This is a genomic window from Bradyrhizobium sp. 40 (assembly GCF_023100925.1).
Lineage (GTDB): Bacteria > Pseudomonadota > Alphaproteobacteria > Rhizobiales > Xanthobacteraceae > Bradyrhizobium.
In genome coordinates this window covers 933,412-948,807 of sequence record NZ_CP064688.1, presented here as the reverse complement: position 1 = coordinate 948,807, position 15,396 = coordinate 933,412, and the positions used below count along the sequence as shown (strand labels likewise).

The 15,396-nt window shown below is 65.3% G+C and carries 14 protein-coding genes; 5 read left to right on the top strand and 9 right to left on the bottom strand.

From position 1 onward, the window contains the following. Nucleotides 1-189: 189 nt before the first annotated feature. Complete coding sequence (locus IVB40_RS04415) at nucleotides 190-1,812, top strand: DUF882 domain-containing protein (protein ID WP_247818190.1); 1,623 nt, start codon at nucleotides 190-192, stop codon at nucleotides 1,810-1,812. Between the two features lie 15 nt (nucleotides 1,813-1,827). Here IVB40_RS04415 and IVB40_RS04410 read toward each other — a convergent pair whose 3' ends face one another. From IVB40_RS04410 to IVB40_RS04400, 3 genes are all read right to left on the bottom strand, one after another. Continuing rightward, nucleotides 1,828-2,250: a hypothetical protein gene (locus tag IVB40_RS04410; protein ID WP_027570350.1), complete on the bottom strand. Its 423-nt coding sequence runs from the start codon at nucleotides 2,248-2,250 to the stop codon at nucleotides 1,828-1,830. A gap of 60 nt (nucleotides 2,251-2,310) precedes the next feature. Further along, complete coding sequence (locus tag IVB40_RS04405) at nucleotides 2,311-2,583, bottom strand: DUF2312 domain-containing protein (RefSeq protein WP_007596286.1); 273 nt, start codon at nucleotides 2,581-2,583, stop codon at nucleotides 2,311-2,313. A 209-nt stretch (nucleotides 2,584-2,792) separates the two neighbouring features. Next, complete coding sequence (locus tag IVB40_RS04400) at nucleotides 2,793-3,095, bottom strand: DUF1244 domain-containing protein (RefSeq protein WP_007596287.1); 303 nt, start codon at nucleotides 3,093-3,095, stop codon at nucleotides 2,793-2,795. A 179-nt stretch (nucleotides 3,096-3,274) separates the two neighbouring features. Here IVB40_RS04400 and IVB40_RS04395 point away from each other — a divergent pair, with 179 nt between their 5' ends. Both IVB40_RS04395 and pyk read left to right on the top strand, forming a co-directional pair. Continuing rightward, nucleotides 3,275-3,868 carry a DUF1036 domain-containing protein gene (locus IVB40_RS04395; protein ID WP_027570349.1) on the top strand — a complete coding sequence of 198 codons (594 nt, stop codon included), beginning with the start codon at nucleotides 3,275-3,277 and terminating at the stop codon, nucleotides 3,866-3,868. Continuing rightward, nucleotides 3,865-5,301, top strand: a complete 1,437-nt coding sequence (gene pyk / locus IVB40_RS04390; RefSeq protein WP_027570348.1) for a pyruvate kinase — start codon at nucleotides 3,865-3,867, stop codon at nucleotides 5,299-5,301. Before IVB40_RS04395 ends, pyk begins: the two co-directional genes overlap by 4 nt. A gap of 151 nt (nucleotides 5,302-5,452) precedes the next feature. Here pyk and IVB40_RS04385 read toward each other — a convergent pair whose 3' ends face one another. Then, nucleotides 5,453-6,133, bottom strand: coding sequence for a TetR/AcrR family transcriptional regulator (locus tag IVB40_RS04385; RefSeq protein ID WP_027520003.1), 681 nt, complete (start codon nucleotides 6,131-6,133; stop codon nucleotides 5,453-5,455). 295 nt (nucleotides 6,134-6,428) lie between these two features. Between IVB40_RS04385 and IVB40_RS04380 the strand changes: the two genes are divergently transcribed. Then, a complete protein-coding gene (locus IVB40_RS04380; protein WP_247818189.1) occupies nucleotides 6,429-7,919 on the top strand; it encodes a hypothetical protein in 1,491 nt (496 codons plus the stop codon). A 175-nt stretch (nucleotides 7,920-8,094) separates the two neighbouring features. Here the strand turns inward: IVB40_RS04380 and IVB40_RS04375 are convergent, their stop codons facing one another. Then, complete coding sequence (locus IVB40_RS04375) at nucleotides 8,095-8,259, bottom strand: Flp family type IVb pilin (RefSeq protein ID WP_027570346.1); 165 nt, start codon at nucleotides 8,257-8,259, stop codon at nucleotides 8,095-8,097. A gap of 297 nt (nucleotides 8,260-8,556) precedes the next feature. Here IVB40_RS04375 and IVB40_RS04370 point away from each other — a divergent pair, with 297 nt between their 5' ends. Then, nucleotides 8,557-10,050 (top strand): hypothetical protein, encoded by a 1,494-nt coding sequence (locus tag IVB40_RS04370; protein WP_247818188.1) that lies wholly within the window; start codon nucleotides 8,557-8,559, stop codon nucleotides 10,048-10,050. Nucleotides 10,051-10,222: 172 nt separating this feature from the next. Here the strand turns inward: IVB40_RS04370 and ftsH are convergent, their stop codons facing one another. The 4 genes from ftsH to pal all read right to left on the bottom strand — a co-directional run bounded on the left by ftsH (nucleotide 10,223) and on the right by pal (nucleotide 15,283). Then, nucleotides 10,223-12,145, bottom strand: coding sequence for an ATP-dependent zinc metalloprotease FtsH (gene ftsH / locus IVB40_RS04365; RefSeq protein ID WP_007596301.1), 1,923 nt, complete (start codon nucleotides 12,143-12,145; stop codon nucleotides 10,223-10,225). 214 nt (nucleotides 12,146-12,359) lie between these two features. Then, nucleotides 12,360-13,475 carry a tRNA lysidine(34) synthetase TilS gene (gene tilS, locus IVB40_RS04360; RefSeq protein WP_247818187.1) on the bottom strand — a complete coding sequence of 372 codons (1,116 nt, stop codon included), beginning with the start codon at nucleotides 13,473-13,475 and terminating at the stop codon, nucleotides 12,360-12,362. A gap of 76 nt (nucleotides 13,476-13,551) precedes the next feature. Further along, on the bottom strand, nucleotides 13,552-14,607 hold the full coding sequence (ybgF, locus tag IVB40_RS04355; protein ID WP_247818186.1) for a tol-pal system protein YbgF: 1,056 nt from the start codon (nucleotides 14,605-14,607) through the stop codon (nucleotides 13,552-13,554). 187 nt (nucleotides 14,608-14,794) lie between these two features. Beyond that, the gene (pal, locus tag IVB40_RS04350) at nucleotides 14,795-15,283 is read right to left on the bottom strand and encodes a peptidoglycan-associated lipoprotein Pal (protein ID WP_007596304.1); all 489 of its coding nucleotides are present in this window, start codon (nucleotides 15,281-15,283) and stop codon (nucleotides 14,795-14,797) included. Between the last annotated feature and the right edge of the window lie 113 nt (nucleotides 15,284-15,396).

Below are 15,396 nucleotides of genomic sequence, written 5' to 3'. Positions count from 1 at the left end.
GACCTCGGGCAGCGGGCCTTTTTTCGCCACACTCACCCGGTTAGGTTCGCGATCTGACTTGGTTTGGGGGCGGGAAGGTCAACCTCGAATTAACCTTCTCGCTTTAACAAAGCGTTCATCCTCTTTCGTGCGCTACGGGGTTAGCGGGAGAGTCCATTTTGAACGCTCGTCGACTGGGTGGGCTCTAACGTGTTGACTGGTATCGCACGCCAATTTGCTGTGCTGTCGTTGTCCCATGCGGGAGTGAAGGCCGGATCACGGATCGGCCTCGCTGCCGTATTGCTGCTTGCTGCCGCGGGTTCAGTTCATAACGCCGCCGCGCTCAACGAGACCAAGACGCTCTCCTTCCACCACACCCATTCCGGCGAAGACCTTACCGTCACCTTCAAGCGCGACGGGCGCTACGACGAAGCGGCGCTGAAACAGCTCAACCACTTCCTGCGCGACTGGCGCAGCCAGGACGAGACGGTCATGGACCGTCACCTCTTTGACATCCTCTGGGAAGTCTACCGCGACGTCGACGGCAAGCAGCCGATCCAGATCATCTCCGCCTACCGCTCGCCCGCCACCAACTCCATGCTCCGCCGCCGCTCCTCCGGCGTGGCGCGCTTCAGCCAGCACATGCTGGGGCATGCGATGGACTTCTACATCCCGAACGTGCCGCTGGAGCAGATCCGCTTCGCCGGCCTGCGCCTCCAGCGCGGCGGCGTCGGCTTCTATCCGACCTCAGGCTCGCCGTTCGTACATCTGGACACCGGCAGCATCCGGCATTGGCCGCGCATGACGCATGACCAGCTCGCCCGGGTCTTCCCGGACGGACGCACCGTCCATGTCCCGACCGACGGCACGCCGCTGAAGGGCTATGAACTCGCCAAGGCCGAGATCGAGCGGCGCGGCAGCGGCGAGGATTCCGGCAGCAAGTCGAATTTCTTTGCCGCCCTGTTCAAGGGCAAGCCGGCTCCGGCCGCCACGAGCAACGACGAGGATGACGAGGGCGCGCCCGCTCCGGCTGCGAAGCCTGTCGCGCCGACCGTGGTCGCCGCCGCGACCAAGCCGGCCGATCCGGTGCCGACGCCGCGCGCCAAGCCGTCAATCGCGGCGACGATTCAGCTCGCCTCGGCCGATGCGCAGCTCGTCGCGCTGCCCAAGTCGAAGCCGGCGCCCGTGGCTGACAAGCCGGCCGCCGGCAAATCTGCTGACGCCAAGCCCGAGACGCCCGCCGACATCATCAATGCCCGTGGCTTCTGGGATGCCCCGGCTACGCCGCAGCAGGCGACGCCGGCCCAAGTGGCTGCGCTGAAGGCCCGCCAGGCGCTTGCCGCCGCCACCGATCCGCAGCCGACCGCGAGCGTGTCCAGCGCCGCCTATCAGGCGCTGGCCTACGCGCCGGCGTCCGCCTCCCCGGTCGACCGCGCCAATGTCGTCGCCGCCTCCGCGCCGATCCCGCGCTCCGCCCGTCCCACCGCCGCGTCGCGCAACCTTGCGCCCGCGACCGAGATCAACACGGTGGTCGGCAAGCGTGTCGACGGCATGGTCGCAACCGCGACCCGGCTCTCCGCAGCCAAGGGTGAAAGTATCTGGCTCAAGATCGTGATGCTGTCGCCGAGCGCCAGCCGCGCGATGTCGGTCACGCTGATGGGCGAGCTCGACACGGCCGCGATGCGCGCCTACTTCGTCAAGCCGCAGTCCGTGATCGCCATGGGTTTTGCCGACGATCCGATGCAGGGCTTGTCGTGCGACAGCTTCTCGGGCACCGCCACCGCCAAGCTCGAGACGACGTCGTTCGTCATGCGGACCGCCGCGTTGCGCTGAGGTCTTCGCGCGCCGCTAACGCTTCTTCCTTCGTCGATCCAGATGATACGTCAACGCCAGCGACAGGCAGACCGATAGGTCCTGCTTCGGCAGCTTGCCCGACACCGGCAACAGCAGCGCCCTGGTCTGCCGATATTCGAACCGATCGGGAAAGCGTTCGCGAAAGGTATCGACCAGCGTCGTCTTGCAGTTGAACAGAATCGCGGCGTGCGCGGAGTCCTTCAGGCGGCCGAGCCGGATCGTGCTGCCACTGCCGGTCTCTTCGGTCAGATAAGCAGGCTCGCCCCATTTCAACGTTTCGGTGAGACGGCCGATGCCTTCATTCGCCGCGGCGGTCGCGAAGATCAGCTCGCGTACCCAAAGCAGCCGCTTGCCGATCGACGCCGGAAAAGCGTCGTAGGCACGGCTTACCTCGCGCGGCAGCGGCGGCGCAGTCACCGCGGTCTCCTTCGATCGACATGGTGTCGCCCAGGCCAAAGCCGGGACGACACCGATACCTCAGATCATTCCCAGTGCCTGCATGTAGGTCTCGAGGATCGTCTCGGCCTCGGCGCGCTCGTTCGGGTCCTGCTTGCGCATGCGCACGATGGTGCGCAGCGCCTTGACGTCGTAGCCGTTGCCCTTGGCCTCGGCGAAGACGTCGCGGATGTCGTCGGAGATCGCCTTCTTCTCTTCCTCCAGCCGCTCGATGCGCTCGATGATGGACTTGAGCTGGTCCTTGGCAAATTTCGTCGCGGGCTCGTCGTCGCGGACGGCGGCGGAGGTGGCCATCTTGGTACTCCCAATGGAACTGGCAAAACGAGGTGACGCCGGCATCATCACCGCGCGTGCTGGTTAGACCCTTAGGGTTCGGACCTCTCGCGTTCAAGGCGGCATCGCGCTCGTCCACAGCGCGCCCACACCTTCCTGCGGCGCGTCGAAGAAAGCTGTTGTGTGATGCGACTCAAGGGCACCGCACATCAGGCTGCCGGCGCGGCCGTTCAGTGCCCGGGATGAACCTTCTTCATGGCGTCGAGCTGCTCAGGCGTGGCCGCGCCCTGGTATTTCGATTTCCAGGCCTCGTAAGGCATGCCATAGACGGCTTCCCGGCTCTCGTCCTTGCTCAAGGCGACGCCTTGGGCGTCGGCGGCGTCCTTGAGCCAGTTGGACAGGCAGTTGCGGCAGAAGCCTGCGAGATTCATCAGGTCGATGTTCTGGACGTCTGTCCGCGTCTTCAAATGATCGACCAGGCGCCGGAAAGCGGCAGCCTCGAGTTCCGTTCTGGTTTTGTCGTCGATTGCCATGGCTGGATCCCTCGGCTTTGCGAAATTGGCAGTGACCTGGATGGGGTCACCCTTACGAGATCAGGTGGGGCCTGTCACAGATTTTGCCATATCGCGGCGCAAACGGGCGGGAAGCCGGCTTCGGGCAGTTCCCGGGCCCTACGCCAAATCGTCAATGATCTGATATAGCTTCCGCGACAATGATCGCCGAATCTCCCCGCTCCCCCCTTCGCCTGCTCGCCCGGTTGGTCCCGGTGCTGGTGGTTGGCTTGCTATGCTTTTGGGCCAGCCCGGCCTCCGCCGATTTCCGGCTCTGCAACAACACGTCGAGCCGGGTCGGCATCGCCCTCGGCTACAAGGATGCCGAGGGCTGGACCACCGAGGGCTGGTGGAACATCTCGTCCCGCTCCTGCGAGACCCTGCTGCGCGGAACGTTGGTGGCCCGCTTCTATTACATCTACGCCATCGACTATGACCGCGGCGGCGAATGGTCGGGCCAAGCCTTCATGTGCTCGCGAGACAAGGAGTTCACTATCCGCGGCACCGAGGATTGCCTCGCACGTGGCTATGACCGGACCGGCTATTTCGAGGTCGATACCGGCGAGCAGCGGGCCTGGACCGTGCAGCTCACCGATGCCAACGAGCAGCCGTCAAAACAGCAGCGCGTGCCTGGTCTCCCCGGCCCGGTTGGTCCGGGGGTTCCGGGTTTGCCCAATGGCCCGCCCGGTGGTACGCCCCCCGCCGCGCCTGGCCTCCCGCCAGCTCCCTCGCCCCCGTCTGGAAATAAGCCATGAGGCGTCTTCGCCGTATCAAGATTCTCGCGACCCTGGGACCCGCCTCTTCGGACCTCGCGATGATCCGCCGCCTGTTCGAGGCCGGTGCCGACCTGTTCCGCATCAACATGAGCCACACCCCGCATGACAAGATGCGCGAGCTGGTGGCGACGATCCGCAACGTCGAGAGCAGCTATGGCAGGCCGATCGGCATTCTGGTCGACCTCCAGGGCCCAAAGCTCCGGCTCGGTGCCTTCGCCGAAGGCGCGGTCCAGCTCCAGAACGGCCAGACCTTCACGCTGGATTCCGACAAAGCGCCGGGCGACACCACCCGCGTCCAGCTTCCGCATCCGGAGATCCTGGCCGCGCTGCGGCCGGGCCATTCGCTGCTGCTCGACGACGGCAAGGTGAGGCTGATCGCCGAGGAGACGTCGAAGGAGCACGCGGTGACGCGCGTCGTGGTCGGCGGCCGGATGTCCGACCGCAAGGGTGTCAGCCTGCCCGACACCGACTTGCCGGTCTCGGCGATGACGCCGAAGGACCGCGCCGACCTCGAGGCGGCGCTGGTCACCGGCGTCGACTGGATCGCGCTGTCCTTCGTGCAGCGCGCCGACGACGTGCTCGAGGCCAAGAAGATGATCCGCGGCCGTGCGGCGGTGATGGCCAAGATCGAGAAGCCGCAAGCGATCGATCGCCTCGCCGACATCATCGACGCCTCCGACGCCCTGATGGTGGCGCGCGGGGACCTCGGCGTCGAACTGCCGCTGGAACGCGTGCCGAGCCTGCAGAAGCAGATGACGCGCATGGCGCGGCGCGCCGGCAAGCCGGTGGTGATCGCGACCCAGATGCTGGAATCGATGATCCAGTCGCCGGTGCCGACCCGCGCCGAAGTCTCCGACGTCGCCACAGCCGTCTATGAAGGTGCCGACGCCATCATGCTGTCGGCGGAATCGGCGGCCGGCAAATTTCCGGTCGAGGCCGTCTCGACCATGAATCGCATCGGCGAGGAGGTCGAGCGCGACCCGATCTATCGCTCCGTCATCACCGCACAGCGCCCCGCCCCGGAAGCCACCGCCGGCGATGCCATCGCTGACGCCGCGCGGCAGATCGCCGAGACGCTCGACCTGCCGGCCCTGATCTGCTGGACCAGTTCGGGATCGACCGCTGTGCGCGTGGCGCGCGAGCGGCCGAAGCCGCCGATCGTGGCGATCACGCCGAACGTCGCGGCGGGACGCCGGCTGTCGGTCGTCTGGGGCATACATTGCGTGGTGGCGGAAGATGCGCGCGACCAGGACGACATGGTGAGCCGCGCCGGCCAGATCGCGTTCCGCGACGGCTTCGTCCGGGCCGGCCAGCGCGTGATCATCGTCGCCGGCGTGCCGCTCGGCATCCCCGGCACCACCAACATGGTGCGCATCGCCTCGGTCGGCCCCGAGGGCGAAGCGAATATCTAGGCCCGCCCAACACGCGGCAAACAAAAATGTCGAAAACAACCCCATGCACAGTAGCCGGCGGGTCCGGTGCATGTGCTGAGGTTTTTCGCAAAGGCGAGCTCTGGCAATGGCCTGGGCGCGATCAGGTCCGCCGGTCGATTAGGCTGACGTTTTAGGCCCCAACCAGCGCTTTCGCCGCCGGCAGCAGCGTCTGCTGCACGACCAGACCCCTGGCGCGGGCGTCCATGACGCCGACCGCGCGGAGCGCCAGCAGCGTCACGGTCTGCACGGCATCACGCATCCTGGCGGGATCGTCGAGATTGTCCGGCGCGAGCGGTCCGACCAGGGCCTCGTGCAGGGCGCCGAGCAGCGCGGTGGCGGCGAGTGCGGTGTCCTGCGCCGGCAGGTGGCCGGCGCGCACGGCGGCGTCGATCCGCGAGGCCATTTCGCCCGCGATCTCGCGCCGGCTGGCGAGGCGTGAAGCGCTGACATCGACATCGACCGGCTCGGCGAGGATGCCCCAGGCGAGCCTGCGCTGTGACAGGGTATGCACCGCCACGGTGGTCACCGCCGCCGCCAGCGCCGAAGACGGCCCCGGCGCGGCATCGGCTGCTCGCCGGATCGCCGTGAGCTCGTCGCGGGAGACTTCGGCGATCAATTCCGAGATCAAATCGGCCTTGGATGGGAAGTAGCGGTAGACCGTACCCGCAGCGACGCTGGCGCGAAGCGCGACCGGCGCAATCTGCACCGCCGCCATCCCGCCTTCCGCCGCCGCCTCCCGCGCCGCCGCCAGTATCGCACTGCGCCGGGCCGCAAGGCGCTTCACCACTTGATGCGTCCGCCGATAAACCATGGCGCGCTTCCTGTCCCCAGCATCCGGTCCGGCGCAAAGCCCGACCGCATGCTTATTCGCTAATCTTCGCCCAAATCACCCTCAAGAACTGAACAACTATTCAGGGCAGATGACAAGACACAAATGAGCATATGCGCGCGGCGCAAACTTCGGCGCGACAAGAGCAGGTAAACGCATTCTTGCTCGGCGCGGCCGCGGTATGACGATCCGGTTTACCTCAACTTAAAAGCGATCATGCTCAGCTTGCCGATGCTTGCGCGCTGCTGCGTGCTGTCGTTTCAGCCCCGAGAGTCCGATGTCGATTTCCATGACAAGCAGCGTGCCCGTCCGCGGTGTTGCGCGCTGGCTTCTGCCGTTCTGCATTGCCGCCGGCGTCTACCTGTTTTTCCTGGGCATCGGCGACATCATGCTGCGCGATACCGATACGCTGTGGCAGATCAAGATCGGGCAGTGGATTCTCGAACACCGCGCCCTGCCCTATACCGACATCTATTCCTTCACGCGAGCCGGCGAGCCCTGGATCTCGAGCTCCTGGCTATCGCAAGTCCTGTTCGCGCTGGCTTACGAGCCGTCCAACTGGTCGGGGGCAGTTATCCTGACGTCGCTCGCGATCGGAGCGACCGCAGCGATTTTCGTCTACCTGCTTGAGCCCTATCTGGAGCCTGCGCGCGCCTTTCTGCTCGTCACCCCGCTCCTCTTCATGTCGATGGGCCACTTTCTCGCCCGCCCGCACATGCTGGCACTGCCTGTCATGCTGGCCTTTGTCGGCGGGCTGCTGGCGGCCGCCGATCGGTGCACCGCGCCGTCGTGGCTATTGCTTCCCTTGATGGCGCTATGGGCCAATCTTCACGGCGGCTTCGTCATGGGGCTGGCGCTGATTGGGCCCATCGGCCTCGATGCGATCGCGTCCACCGATCGCAAGGGCCGCTTTGCACTGGCGTCGCGCTGGGCCTTGTTCGGGCTCGCTGCGCTTGCCGCAAGCTGCTGCACACCCTATGGCTGGAATACGCCGCTCGCATCGGCGAAAATCCTCAGCCTCGGCAAGGTGCTCTCGCAAATCTCGGAGTGGATGCCCGCCGATTTCAGCTCGTTCGACTTGTTCGGTGCCAGCCTGCTCGGATTGATCGCCCTCGGCTACTACAAAGGATTGGTGCTGCCGTGGACCCGCATTCTTCTGCTGCTCGGCCTGGTCTGGGCGGCACTCAACCACGTCAGAAACATCGAGGTCTTTGCATTGTTGACACCGCTCGTGCTGGCGAAACCGTTGGCCGAACAATTGGGCGCGGCCAGAGCGGTCGCGCTCGCACGGGCTGAAGCACGGCCCTCCTTTGCAGTGACCGCGATCGCGGCGCTCGTGATCGTTGCGACCAGCTGGAGTATCACGCGGTCCTATGCCACGCCGACGCGGTATGCCTTTATCCGCAATCCCACCCCTCGGGCTGCAGTCGACCTGCTCGAGCGGAGGCACGCGCAACGCATCTTCAGCACCGCGCCGATCGGGAGCTATCTGATCTTCCGCAACCTCAAGACCTTCATCGATGGCCGCGCCGAGCTGTATGGAGAGCAGTTCGTGCTTGACTATTTCGACGCCATCGAAGGCAAGAACGCTGAGACTCTGCTGCGTTTGCTCGATACCTACCAGATCGACGCCACACTGCTGAACGGATCGACTCCCGCCGCAAGGATCATGGACCACGTGCCGGGCTGGAAGCGGCTCTACTCGGATGACCTTGCCGTCATCCACGTCCGCGATGACGCACCGGCGAAGCTACCCTCAGCACCGTGAGCCACGGATCAGGCGTTTAACCGTCGCGGACTCGCATGGACGCGACGGCTTCGGCGAAGAAAAGACTTCGCTATAACGAGACCTCGCTAGAACAAAACTTGGCACGAAAGGCTTGGCACAAAAGAAAAGAGCCTTGTCCGGGACAAGGCTCTTTCTACTCTTGGTCCGTTCAGTCTTACTTGAGGCTGGACGAGATCGAGGTGAACTTGGCGTTCAACGTGGTGCCCAGGTTATTGACGACAGTGATGATCGCCAGCGCGATGCCGGCGGCGATCAGACCGTATTCAATGGCGGTGGCGCCGGATTCATCTTTCGCGAAATTCGCAACGAGGTTCTTCATAAAGAGCTCCAAATGAGTACACGAGGCTACAACTGATCTGGTCTTTTTGGCTTCCCAGCGCCGCTCGACCATGGATGCGAACGTAGTGGCAAAGAATTGCGCCGCAGTTAATTCGACTGCGGAAATACAGAGCGGTTTGCGTGTATTCGCCGATGGTAAACCGAAATCTAAAACGATCCGTTAAATTGTCGAGACATCAAGCCGGCCCGGTATCACCGGTTTACCCGGAATTATGACCGCCGTGGTCCAATGTTGATCGCTCGGCACCCCGACAAAACAACAGGACGACGACGCGGCATGTCCCTTTCCTTTGCCAACAGCATCACGGTGCAGGGTCGTGCGCGAGCCCTGGTGCCGCTGTGCGTCGGTGCGGGCGCCTATCTCTTCTTCATGTATGTCGGCGATACGCTGCTTCAGGACTCCGACTCGTTTTGGCAGATCAAGATCGGACAATGGATCATCGATCACGGCGCTATGCCGTACACGGACATCTATTCCTTCACGCGGACGGGCGCGCCGTGGATTTCAACGTCGTGGCTGTCGCAGGTGCTGTTCGCTCTCTCCTATGCGCAATTGGGCTGGGCAGGTCCCGTCATCCTCACCGCGATGGGAGTCGCGCTCACGGCCGCGATCTTCGTCTATCTGCTCGACGTGCAGATCGAGGCACCGCGCGCAGTGCTGCTTGCGATGCTGGCCCTGCTGCTGTCGCTGCATCACGTCCTGGCGCGTCCGCACGTCCTGGCGCTGCCTGTCATGGTGGCATGGGTCGGTCTATTGATGGCGACCGCCGACCGCAGGAGCACGCCGTCCTGGTACTGGCTGCCGCTGATGGCGCTGTGGGCGAACTTGCATGGCGGCTTCGTGCTCGGTCTGGCGCTGATCGGTCCGATCGCGCTCGAGGCCGTCGAGCACGCCGAGAAGGGGCGGCGGCTTCAGCTGTTCCTGCGCTGGGTGCTGTTCGGCATCGGTGCACTGGTCGCGAGCTGCTGTACGCCGTACGGCTGGGGAACGCTGCTGGGCGCCACCAACATCTTGAGCCTGGGCGAGTTGCTCTCGCTGATCTTCGAATGGATGCCGGCGAACTTTGCCACCTTCTCCTCGTTCGAAGGCGCCCTGCTCGGCCTGATCGCGTTCGGCTATTATCGCGGCCTCGTGCTCTCCGCGCCCAGGATCTTCCTGATCCTGTTCCTGACCTGGAGCGCGCTGACCCACGTCAGGAGCATCGAGGCGTTCGCGTTCCTGGTGCCGCTGGTGCTGGCGAAGCCGCTCGGCCAGCTGGCCTCGCGCCCGCAGCCGGACGCACCCGGTGCCGACCGCTGGCCGGCCCGCTATGTCACCGCGCTTGGCGCACTCATGATCGTCGCCGCAAGCTGGGCCTCGACCTCGCTCTATATGGGCCACCACAGCTTCAGCTTCACCATGACGCAGACGCCGGTCGCGGCAGTCGACTTGCTCGAACAACGCAAGGTCCAGCGCGTCTTCAACGCCTATCAGTTCGGCGGCTATCTGATCTCGCGCGACATCCCCGTTTACGTCGACGGTCGCGCCGAGCTCTACGGTGAGAGGTTCGTCATGGACTTCTTCAAGGCGACCGAGGGCAAGAAGCCCGAGCTGCTTCCGCGGCTGCTCGACGAGCACAAGATCGACGCAACGCTATTGGCCGCCGACGCGCCCGGACCGCAGATCCTGGACATGCTGAAGGGCTGGAAGCGGATCTATACGGACGACATCGCAGTGATCCACGTGCGGGACAACACGGTAGGTGGGTCGGCGACGAGCGCGAAGCCCTAGCGCCTAGGTGATTGCGAGGCAACCCTGCCCTGCGTCAACGTCGTCACTGCGAGCGTAGCGAAGCTTCGTCGCAAGAGCTCCTCGCAACGATGAGTCGTTCGCCGACGCACCACCACCCAACAAAAAACGCGGCGTTTCCGCCGCGTTTTTCAATTCGATCTGCCGTTCGCGATTACGCCTGCGGCTGCGGCTCCAGGCCGGGATCCGGATCGGGCCGCGGGCGCGACTTGCCGGCCGGCGGCACGGCCGAGGCACGCGGCGTGGTCGGCTCGAGCACGGACTCGCGGTTCGGCTTCTTGCCCTTGAGCAGGTCGATGATCTCGTCGCCAGAGAGCGTCTCGAACTCGAGCAGGCCCTTGGCGAGAGCTTCGAGATCGGCGCGCTTCTCGGTGAGAATACGGGTTGCTTCGTTGTAGCCTTCTTCGACGAAACGCCGGATCTCGGTATCGATCTTCTGAACCGTCGCTTCCGATGCGTTCTGGGTGCGCGACACCGACATGCCCAGGAAAACCTCGTCCTGGTTCTCGCCATAGGACACCGTGCCGAGCGCCTCGGACAGGCCCCAGCGCGTCACCATCATGCGTGCCAGACGCGTCGCCTGCTCGATGTCCGACGACGCACCCGAAGTCACCTTCTCGCGGCCGAAGATCAGCTCTTCGGCGACGCGGCCACCCATCATGATGGCAAGGCGCGAGGTCATCTGCTCCAGCGACATCGACAGCTTGTCACGCTCGGGCAGCTGCATGACCATACCCAGCGCACGACCGCGCGGAATGATGGTCGCCTTGTGGATCGGGTCGGTCGCGACGACATTGAGGCCGACGATGGCGTGGCCGCCCTCGTGATAGGCCGTCAGCAGCTTCTCTTCCTCGGTCATGACGAGCGACTTGCGCTCGGCGCCCATCATCACCTTGTCCTTGGCTTCCTCGAACTCGGCCTGGGTCACCATCCGCTTGTTGCGACGGGCGGCGGTGAGCGCGGCTTCATTGACGAGGTTCATCAGGTCGGCGCCGGAGAAGCCCGGGGTGCCGCGCGCGATGGTCTTGAGGTTGATGTCCGGCGCCAGCGGCACCTTGCGGACGTGGACCTTGAGGATCTGCTCGCGGCCGACGACGTCGGGGTTCGGCACCACGACCTGACGGTCGAAGCGGCCGGGACGCAGCAGCGCGGGATCGAGCACGTCGGGACGGTTGGTCGCGGCGATCAGGATCACGCCCTCATTGGCCTCGAAGCCGTCCATCTCGACCAGCAACTGGTTCAGCGTCTGCTCGCGCTCGTCATTGCCGCCGCCGAGGCCAGCGCCACGGTGCCGACCGACGGCATCGATTTCGTCGATGAAGATGATGCAGGGCGCGTTCTTCTTGGCCTGCTCGAACATGTCGCGGACGCGGCTGGCGCCGACGCCGACGAACATCTCGACGAAGTCAGAACCCGAAATGGTGAAGAACGGCACGTTGGCTTCGCCCGCGACCGCACGCGCGATCAGGGTCTTGCCGGTGCCGGGAGGGCCGACCAGCAGCACGCCGCGCGGAATGCGGCCGCCGAGACGCTGGAATTTGCCGGGGTCGCGCAGGAATTCGACGATCTCCTGCAGGTCCTGCTTGGCCTCGTCGACGCCCGCGACGTCCTCGAAGGTGACGCGGCCATGCGCTTCAGTCAGCATTTTTGCGCGCGACTTGCCGAAGCCCATCGCCTTGCCGGCGCCGCCCTGCATCTGCCGCGACAGGAAGATCCACACGCCGATCAGCGCGATGAAGGGCAGCCAGGAGACCAGCAGCGAGACGAACCACGGCACGTTGTCGCCGGGCGGCTTCGCGGTGATCTGCACCTTGCTGTCATAGAGGCGCTTCACGAGCGTCGGATCGCTCGGCGCATAGGTCTGGAAGCTCGAGCCGTTGGTGAAGGTGCCGTGGATGTCCGGCCCCTGGATCACGACGTCGCGCACATTGCCGCGATCAACCTCGCTCAGGAGCTGGGAGAAGGCGATGTCCTGCGAGGAGGCGCGCTGACCCGGATTCTGGAAGAGCGTGAACAACGCCAACAGCAGCAGGACAATGATGACCCAGAGGGCGAAATTGCGCAGATTGGCGTTCATCGATCTTCCTTCGTGGTCGCGCGGATCGCGGCCTGAGCCTTGGGCAGTTATTTGGGCAGCGCGAGGAAATCCCCAAGGAATCCTCTCGGTTAGACGGATACAATCTAGGTGTCGCTCCGGTCGCTGCCAAGGGAACGAGATGGGACTATTTAGCCCATCTTAGTCCGATTCCCGCTGAAATAATGGCACCCAGATCCCGCTTTTTCCTGCCTGGTTAAGGTGTCCTCACGGCGCGGTCTCGAAACGGCCGGTGCGATGATCCGCCCCTATCCACCCTTGATCCACCCTTGCGCCGGGCCGGCGCCGGCCCGATGCGGATACGTCCCCCGACAAGGCTGATCAAGGCTCCCGCAAGCGTCTGCTTCAGGGCCGGCCGGCCATTTGCGGGTCCGCGGGGACTTGCGGCAATGGCCTGATCGAGCACGGCCAGAAGGGATTCGACCTTGCCGAGTTCCGCCGGTCCCTCATGCCCGAACGCGTTGATGGCCCGCAGCAGGATCCGCAGCCGGACCTCCTCCGGCAGGGCGGCAAACACGGGGGCCTCGAAGCTTCGAACGCCGGCCTGCGGCGCATCGCCGCGATCCCGCAAACGGAGGAAGCGCTCGGCTCCATTGGTCAGCACCTCGACGGCCACATTGGCGCGCGCCAACCTTGCCGCGAGCCGAGCCAGGCTGCGGGCATCACCGCCCTCCGCCGCGAGCTGCGGCAGCAGCGCACGCAGCCGCGGCCGGGTAAAGGCAGCGTCGTGGTTGGTGGGATCGTCGGCAAAGCCGATCTTCGCCCGCTTCAAGGTCGCGATCAGCTGCGATTTCGGAACATCGAGCAGTGGACGCGCAAGAACGACGCCGTCGCGCTCGGTGAGACGGGCCATCGCCGACAGCCCGGCCAATCCGCTGCCGCGGACAAGACGCATCAACAGGGTCTCGGCCTGGTCGTCGCGGGTGTGGGCGGTCAGCACGTGGCTCGCACCAGCCTTGCGTGCGGCCTGCACGAGCAGGCGGTAGCGTGCCTCGCGCGCGGCGGCCGGCAGTCCCGTTTTCGGCTTGGCGCCGCGCCAGCGCAGGGTCCGGTGCGGCAAGCCAAGCCCGGTCGCCAGACGCTTGACCTCGCGCGCCTCGCGCGCCGCCTCCGGCCGCAAGCCGTGGTCGATCGTGACGACGGTGAGACGCGGGCCGCACGCCAGGCTGCGATGCCAGCGCGCCGCAAGCCACATCAGCGCCACCGAGTCGGGCCCGCCGGAGACCGCGAGCAGCAGTCCCTGCGCGCCTTTCAGGCCTGCGAAGAGGCGCTTGGCCTCACGCGCCGAGATCGGTGAATTGTCCTCTGGCATGACGCTGCAATCGTCCGCGGATGGACCGACTGTTTAGCGCAGCGCCATCAATCTTGTCAGGATCAATCGCCGCGCGTCAGCACTTCACCCGCTTCTGCTCGCGGTCGACCGCGGCTTTGACGCCGGCGGAAGCGCGCGGATATTTGCGGCCGACTTCGCCGAAGGCGGCGCACGCTGCCTCCTTTTCCTTCAGCGCCGCCAGCGACTGGCCGAGCCGCAGCAGGGCATCCGGCGCCTTGGCGGATTTGTCGTATTTGGTGGTGACGGCGAGGAAGGCTTCCGCGGAGTCGCGATATTGCTGGCGCTGGAAATAGCTCTCGCCGAGCCAGTATTGCGCGTCGCCGAGCAGCGGGTCGCTCGGATATTTCTGCGAGAAGTTCTTCATGGTCTGCTCGGCCAGCGCATAGTCCTTGCGCTGCATGTAGCCGATGCCGAGGTCGAATTCGTCGCGCGGCGTTGCCGAGGGCGGCAGGGTCGCAAGGCCCGTGCCGCCCGGCGCGGGAGAGCCGGATGGAGCCGGCGGATAGCCGGGCTGCGCAGCCTGGGGTGCGGTCGCCTGCGGATAGCGGGTCCCGTTGTTGGCGAGATCAAGCGGTTCGCCGGCGCCACGGCCGCCGGGCGCGCCGCTCGGGGCACCTGCAGGCATCGGTTGCTGCCCGCCGCCGAGCGCGCGCGGCGCACCCGGCGCATTCGGGCTCTGGTTCGGGTCGAAGGCATCGCCGCGGCGGCGCGTGCCCGGGGCGCCGGGCGCAGGCTGCTCCTGAACGATCGGCGCCGGAGAGGCGATCTGCGGCTGCTCGTAATTCGGCTGGGCCGCTTGCTGGTGCGGCGGCTGCTGGCGATAGGCCGGCGCGGCTTGCGCGGGCGGCATGGCCGCGACATTGGGCTGGACCGGCGTCTGACCGGGCGCAGCTTGCGCGCCGCCCTCGAGCGCTCGCAGCCGCTCTTCGAGCTGGCGGTTTCGATATTGCAGCTCTTCGTTCTGGCCGGTGAGCTGGCGCAACTGGTTCTCCAGCCGCTCGATCCGCATCTCGGGATCTGCATCGTCCGACTGTGCGAGGGCGGGCGAGCACAAAGAGAGCAGCGCGGCGATCGCCACGGTGCCGGTGAAGACCTTAAATCTGGATGACATCTTGCCCTGACGACGAAAGCGAAATGGCCTGCGACCGAACATTCGACGCGCCACACATTGAAGCGGAGTACGCCAAAACTGTGACTGAAACAAAGGGGTTTCCGTCACAGATCGCTGAAACGAAACCGGCGCCCGAGAGGGCGCCGGCATAATCGGTTTCTGAAGATGAACGGCGCCTGACCAATGGTCAGGAGCTCGCGTTCAGCACGGTGACGGCGCGGCGGTTCTGCGACCAGCAGGAGATGTCGTTGCAAACGGCGACCGGCCGCTCCTTGCCGTACGAGATCGTGCGCATGCGATTCGGATCGATGCCGCGCGAGGCGAGGAACGAACGCACCGACTGGGCGCGGCGGGCACCGAGCGCGATGTTGTATTCGCGGGTGCCGCGTTCGTCGGCATGACCTTCGACGGTGAAGCTGTAGCGCGGATAGCTCTGGAGCCACTGCGCCTGCTTCTCCAGGGTCACGATCGCCTGCGGGGTCAGATCGGTCTGGTCGCTTTCGAAGAACACGCGGTCGCCGACATTGACGACGAAGTCTTGCTGACTGCCCGGCGTCGCCGCGTTGGCCATCGCATCCGTGGCAGCATTCTTGTTGGCGCAGGCACCCATCGACAACGCGACGGCAAGCACCGCGGCCAGCTTCAATCCCTGGAGGATGCGCATAGGATGTTTCATTCCGGAGCCTCCACGCTCACGTTTCGTCCACTGCTGTCCGGTCTACAGGGGGTTGGTTAAGCGAACGTTCCGTCAACCTTGATGGAACCTTGCCACAGCCGGTCAAATGCCCC

Bases quoted from the DNA above. Each gene is read 5' to 3' on its own strand.
- IVB40_RS04405 (WP_007596286.1), bottom strand. From the start codon at position 2,583: ATGGCCACCTCCGCCGCCGTCCGCGACGACGAGCCCGCGACGAAATTT.
- IVB40_RS04400 (WP_007596287.1), bottom strand. From the start codon at position 3,095: ATGGCAATCGACGACAAAACCAGAACGGAACTCGAGGCTGCCGCTTTC.
- IVB40_RS04395 (WP_027570349.1), top strand. From the start codon at position 3,275: ATGATCGCCGAATCTCCCCGCTCCCCCCTTCGCCTGCTCGCCCGGTTG.
- pyk (WP_027570348.1), top strand. From the start codon at position 3,865: ATGAGGCGTCTTCGCCGTATCAAGATTCTCGCGACCCTGGGACCCGCC.
- IVB40_RS04385 (WP_027520003.1), bottom strand. From the start codon at position 6,133: ATGGTTTATCGGCGGACGCATCAAGTGGTGAAGCGCCTTGCGGCCCGG.
- IVB40_RS04380 (WP_247818189.1), top strand. From the start codon at position 6,429: ATGTCGATTTCCATGACAAGCAGCGTGCCCGTCCGCGGTGTTGCGCGC.
- IVB40_RS04375 (WP_027570346.1), bottom strand. From the start codon at position 8,259: ATGAAGAACCTCGTTGCGAATTTCGCGAAAGATGAATCCGGCGCCACC.
- IVB40_RS04370 (WP_247818188.1), top strand. From the start codon at position 8,557: ATGTCCCTTTCCTTTGCCAACAGCATCACGGTGCAGGGTCGTGCGCGA.
- ftsH (WP_007596301.1), bottom strand. From the start codon at position 12,145: ATGAACGCCAATCTGCGCAATTTCGCCCTCTGGGTCATCATTGTCCTG.
- tilS (WP_247818187.1), bottom strand. From the start codon at position 13,475: ATGCCAGAGGACAATTCACCGATCTCGGCGCGTGAGGCCAAGCGCCTC.
- ybgF (WP_247818186.1), bottom strand. From the start codon at position 14,607: ATGTCATCCAGATTTAAGGTCTTCACCGGCACCGTGGCGATCGCCGCG.
- pal (WP_007596304.1), bottom strand. From the start codon at position 15,283: ATGAAACATCCTATGCGCATCCTCCAGGGATTGAAGCTGGCCGCGGTG.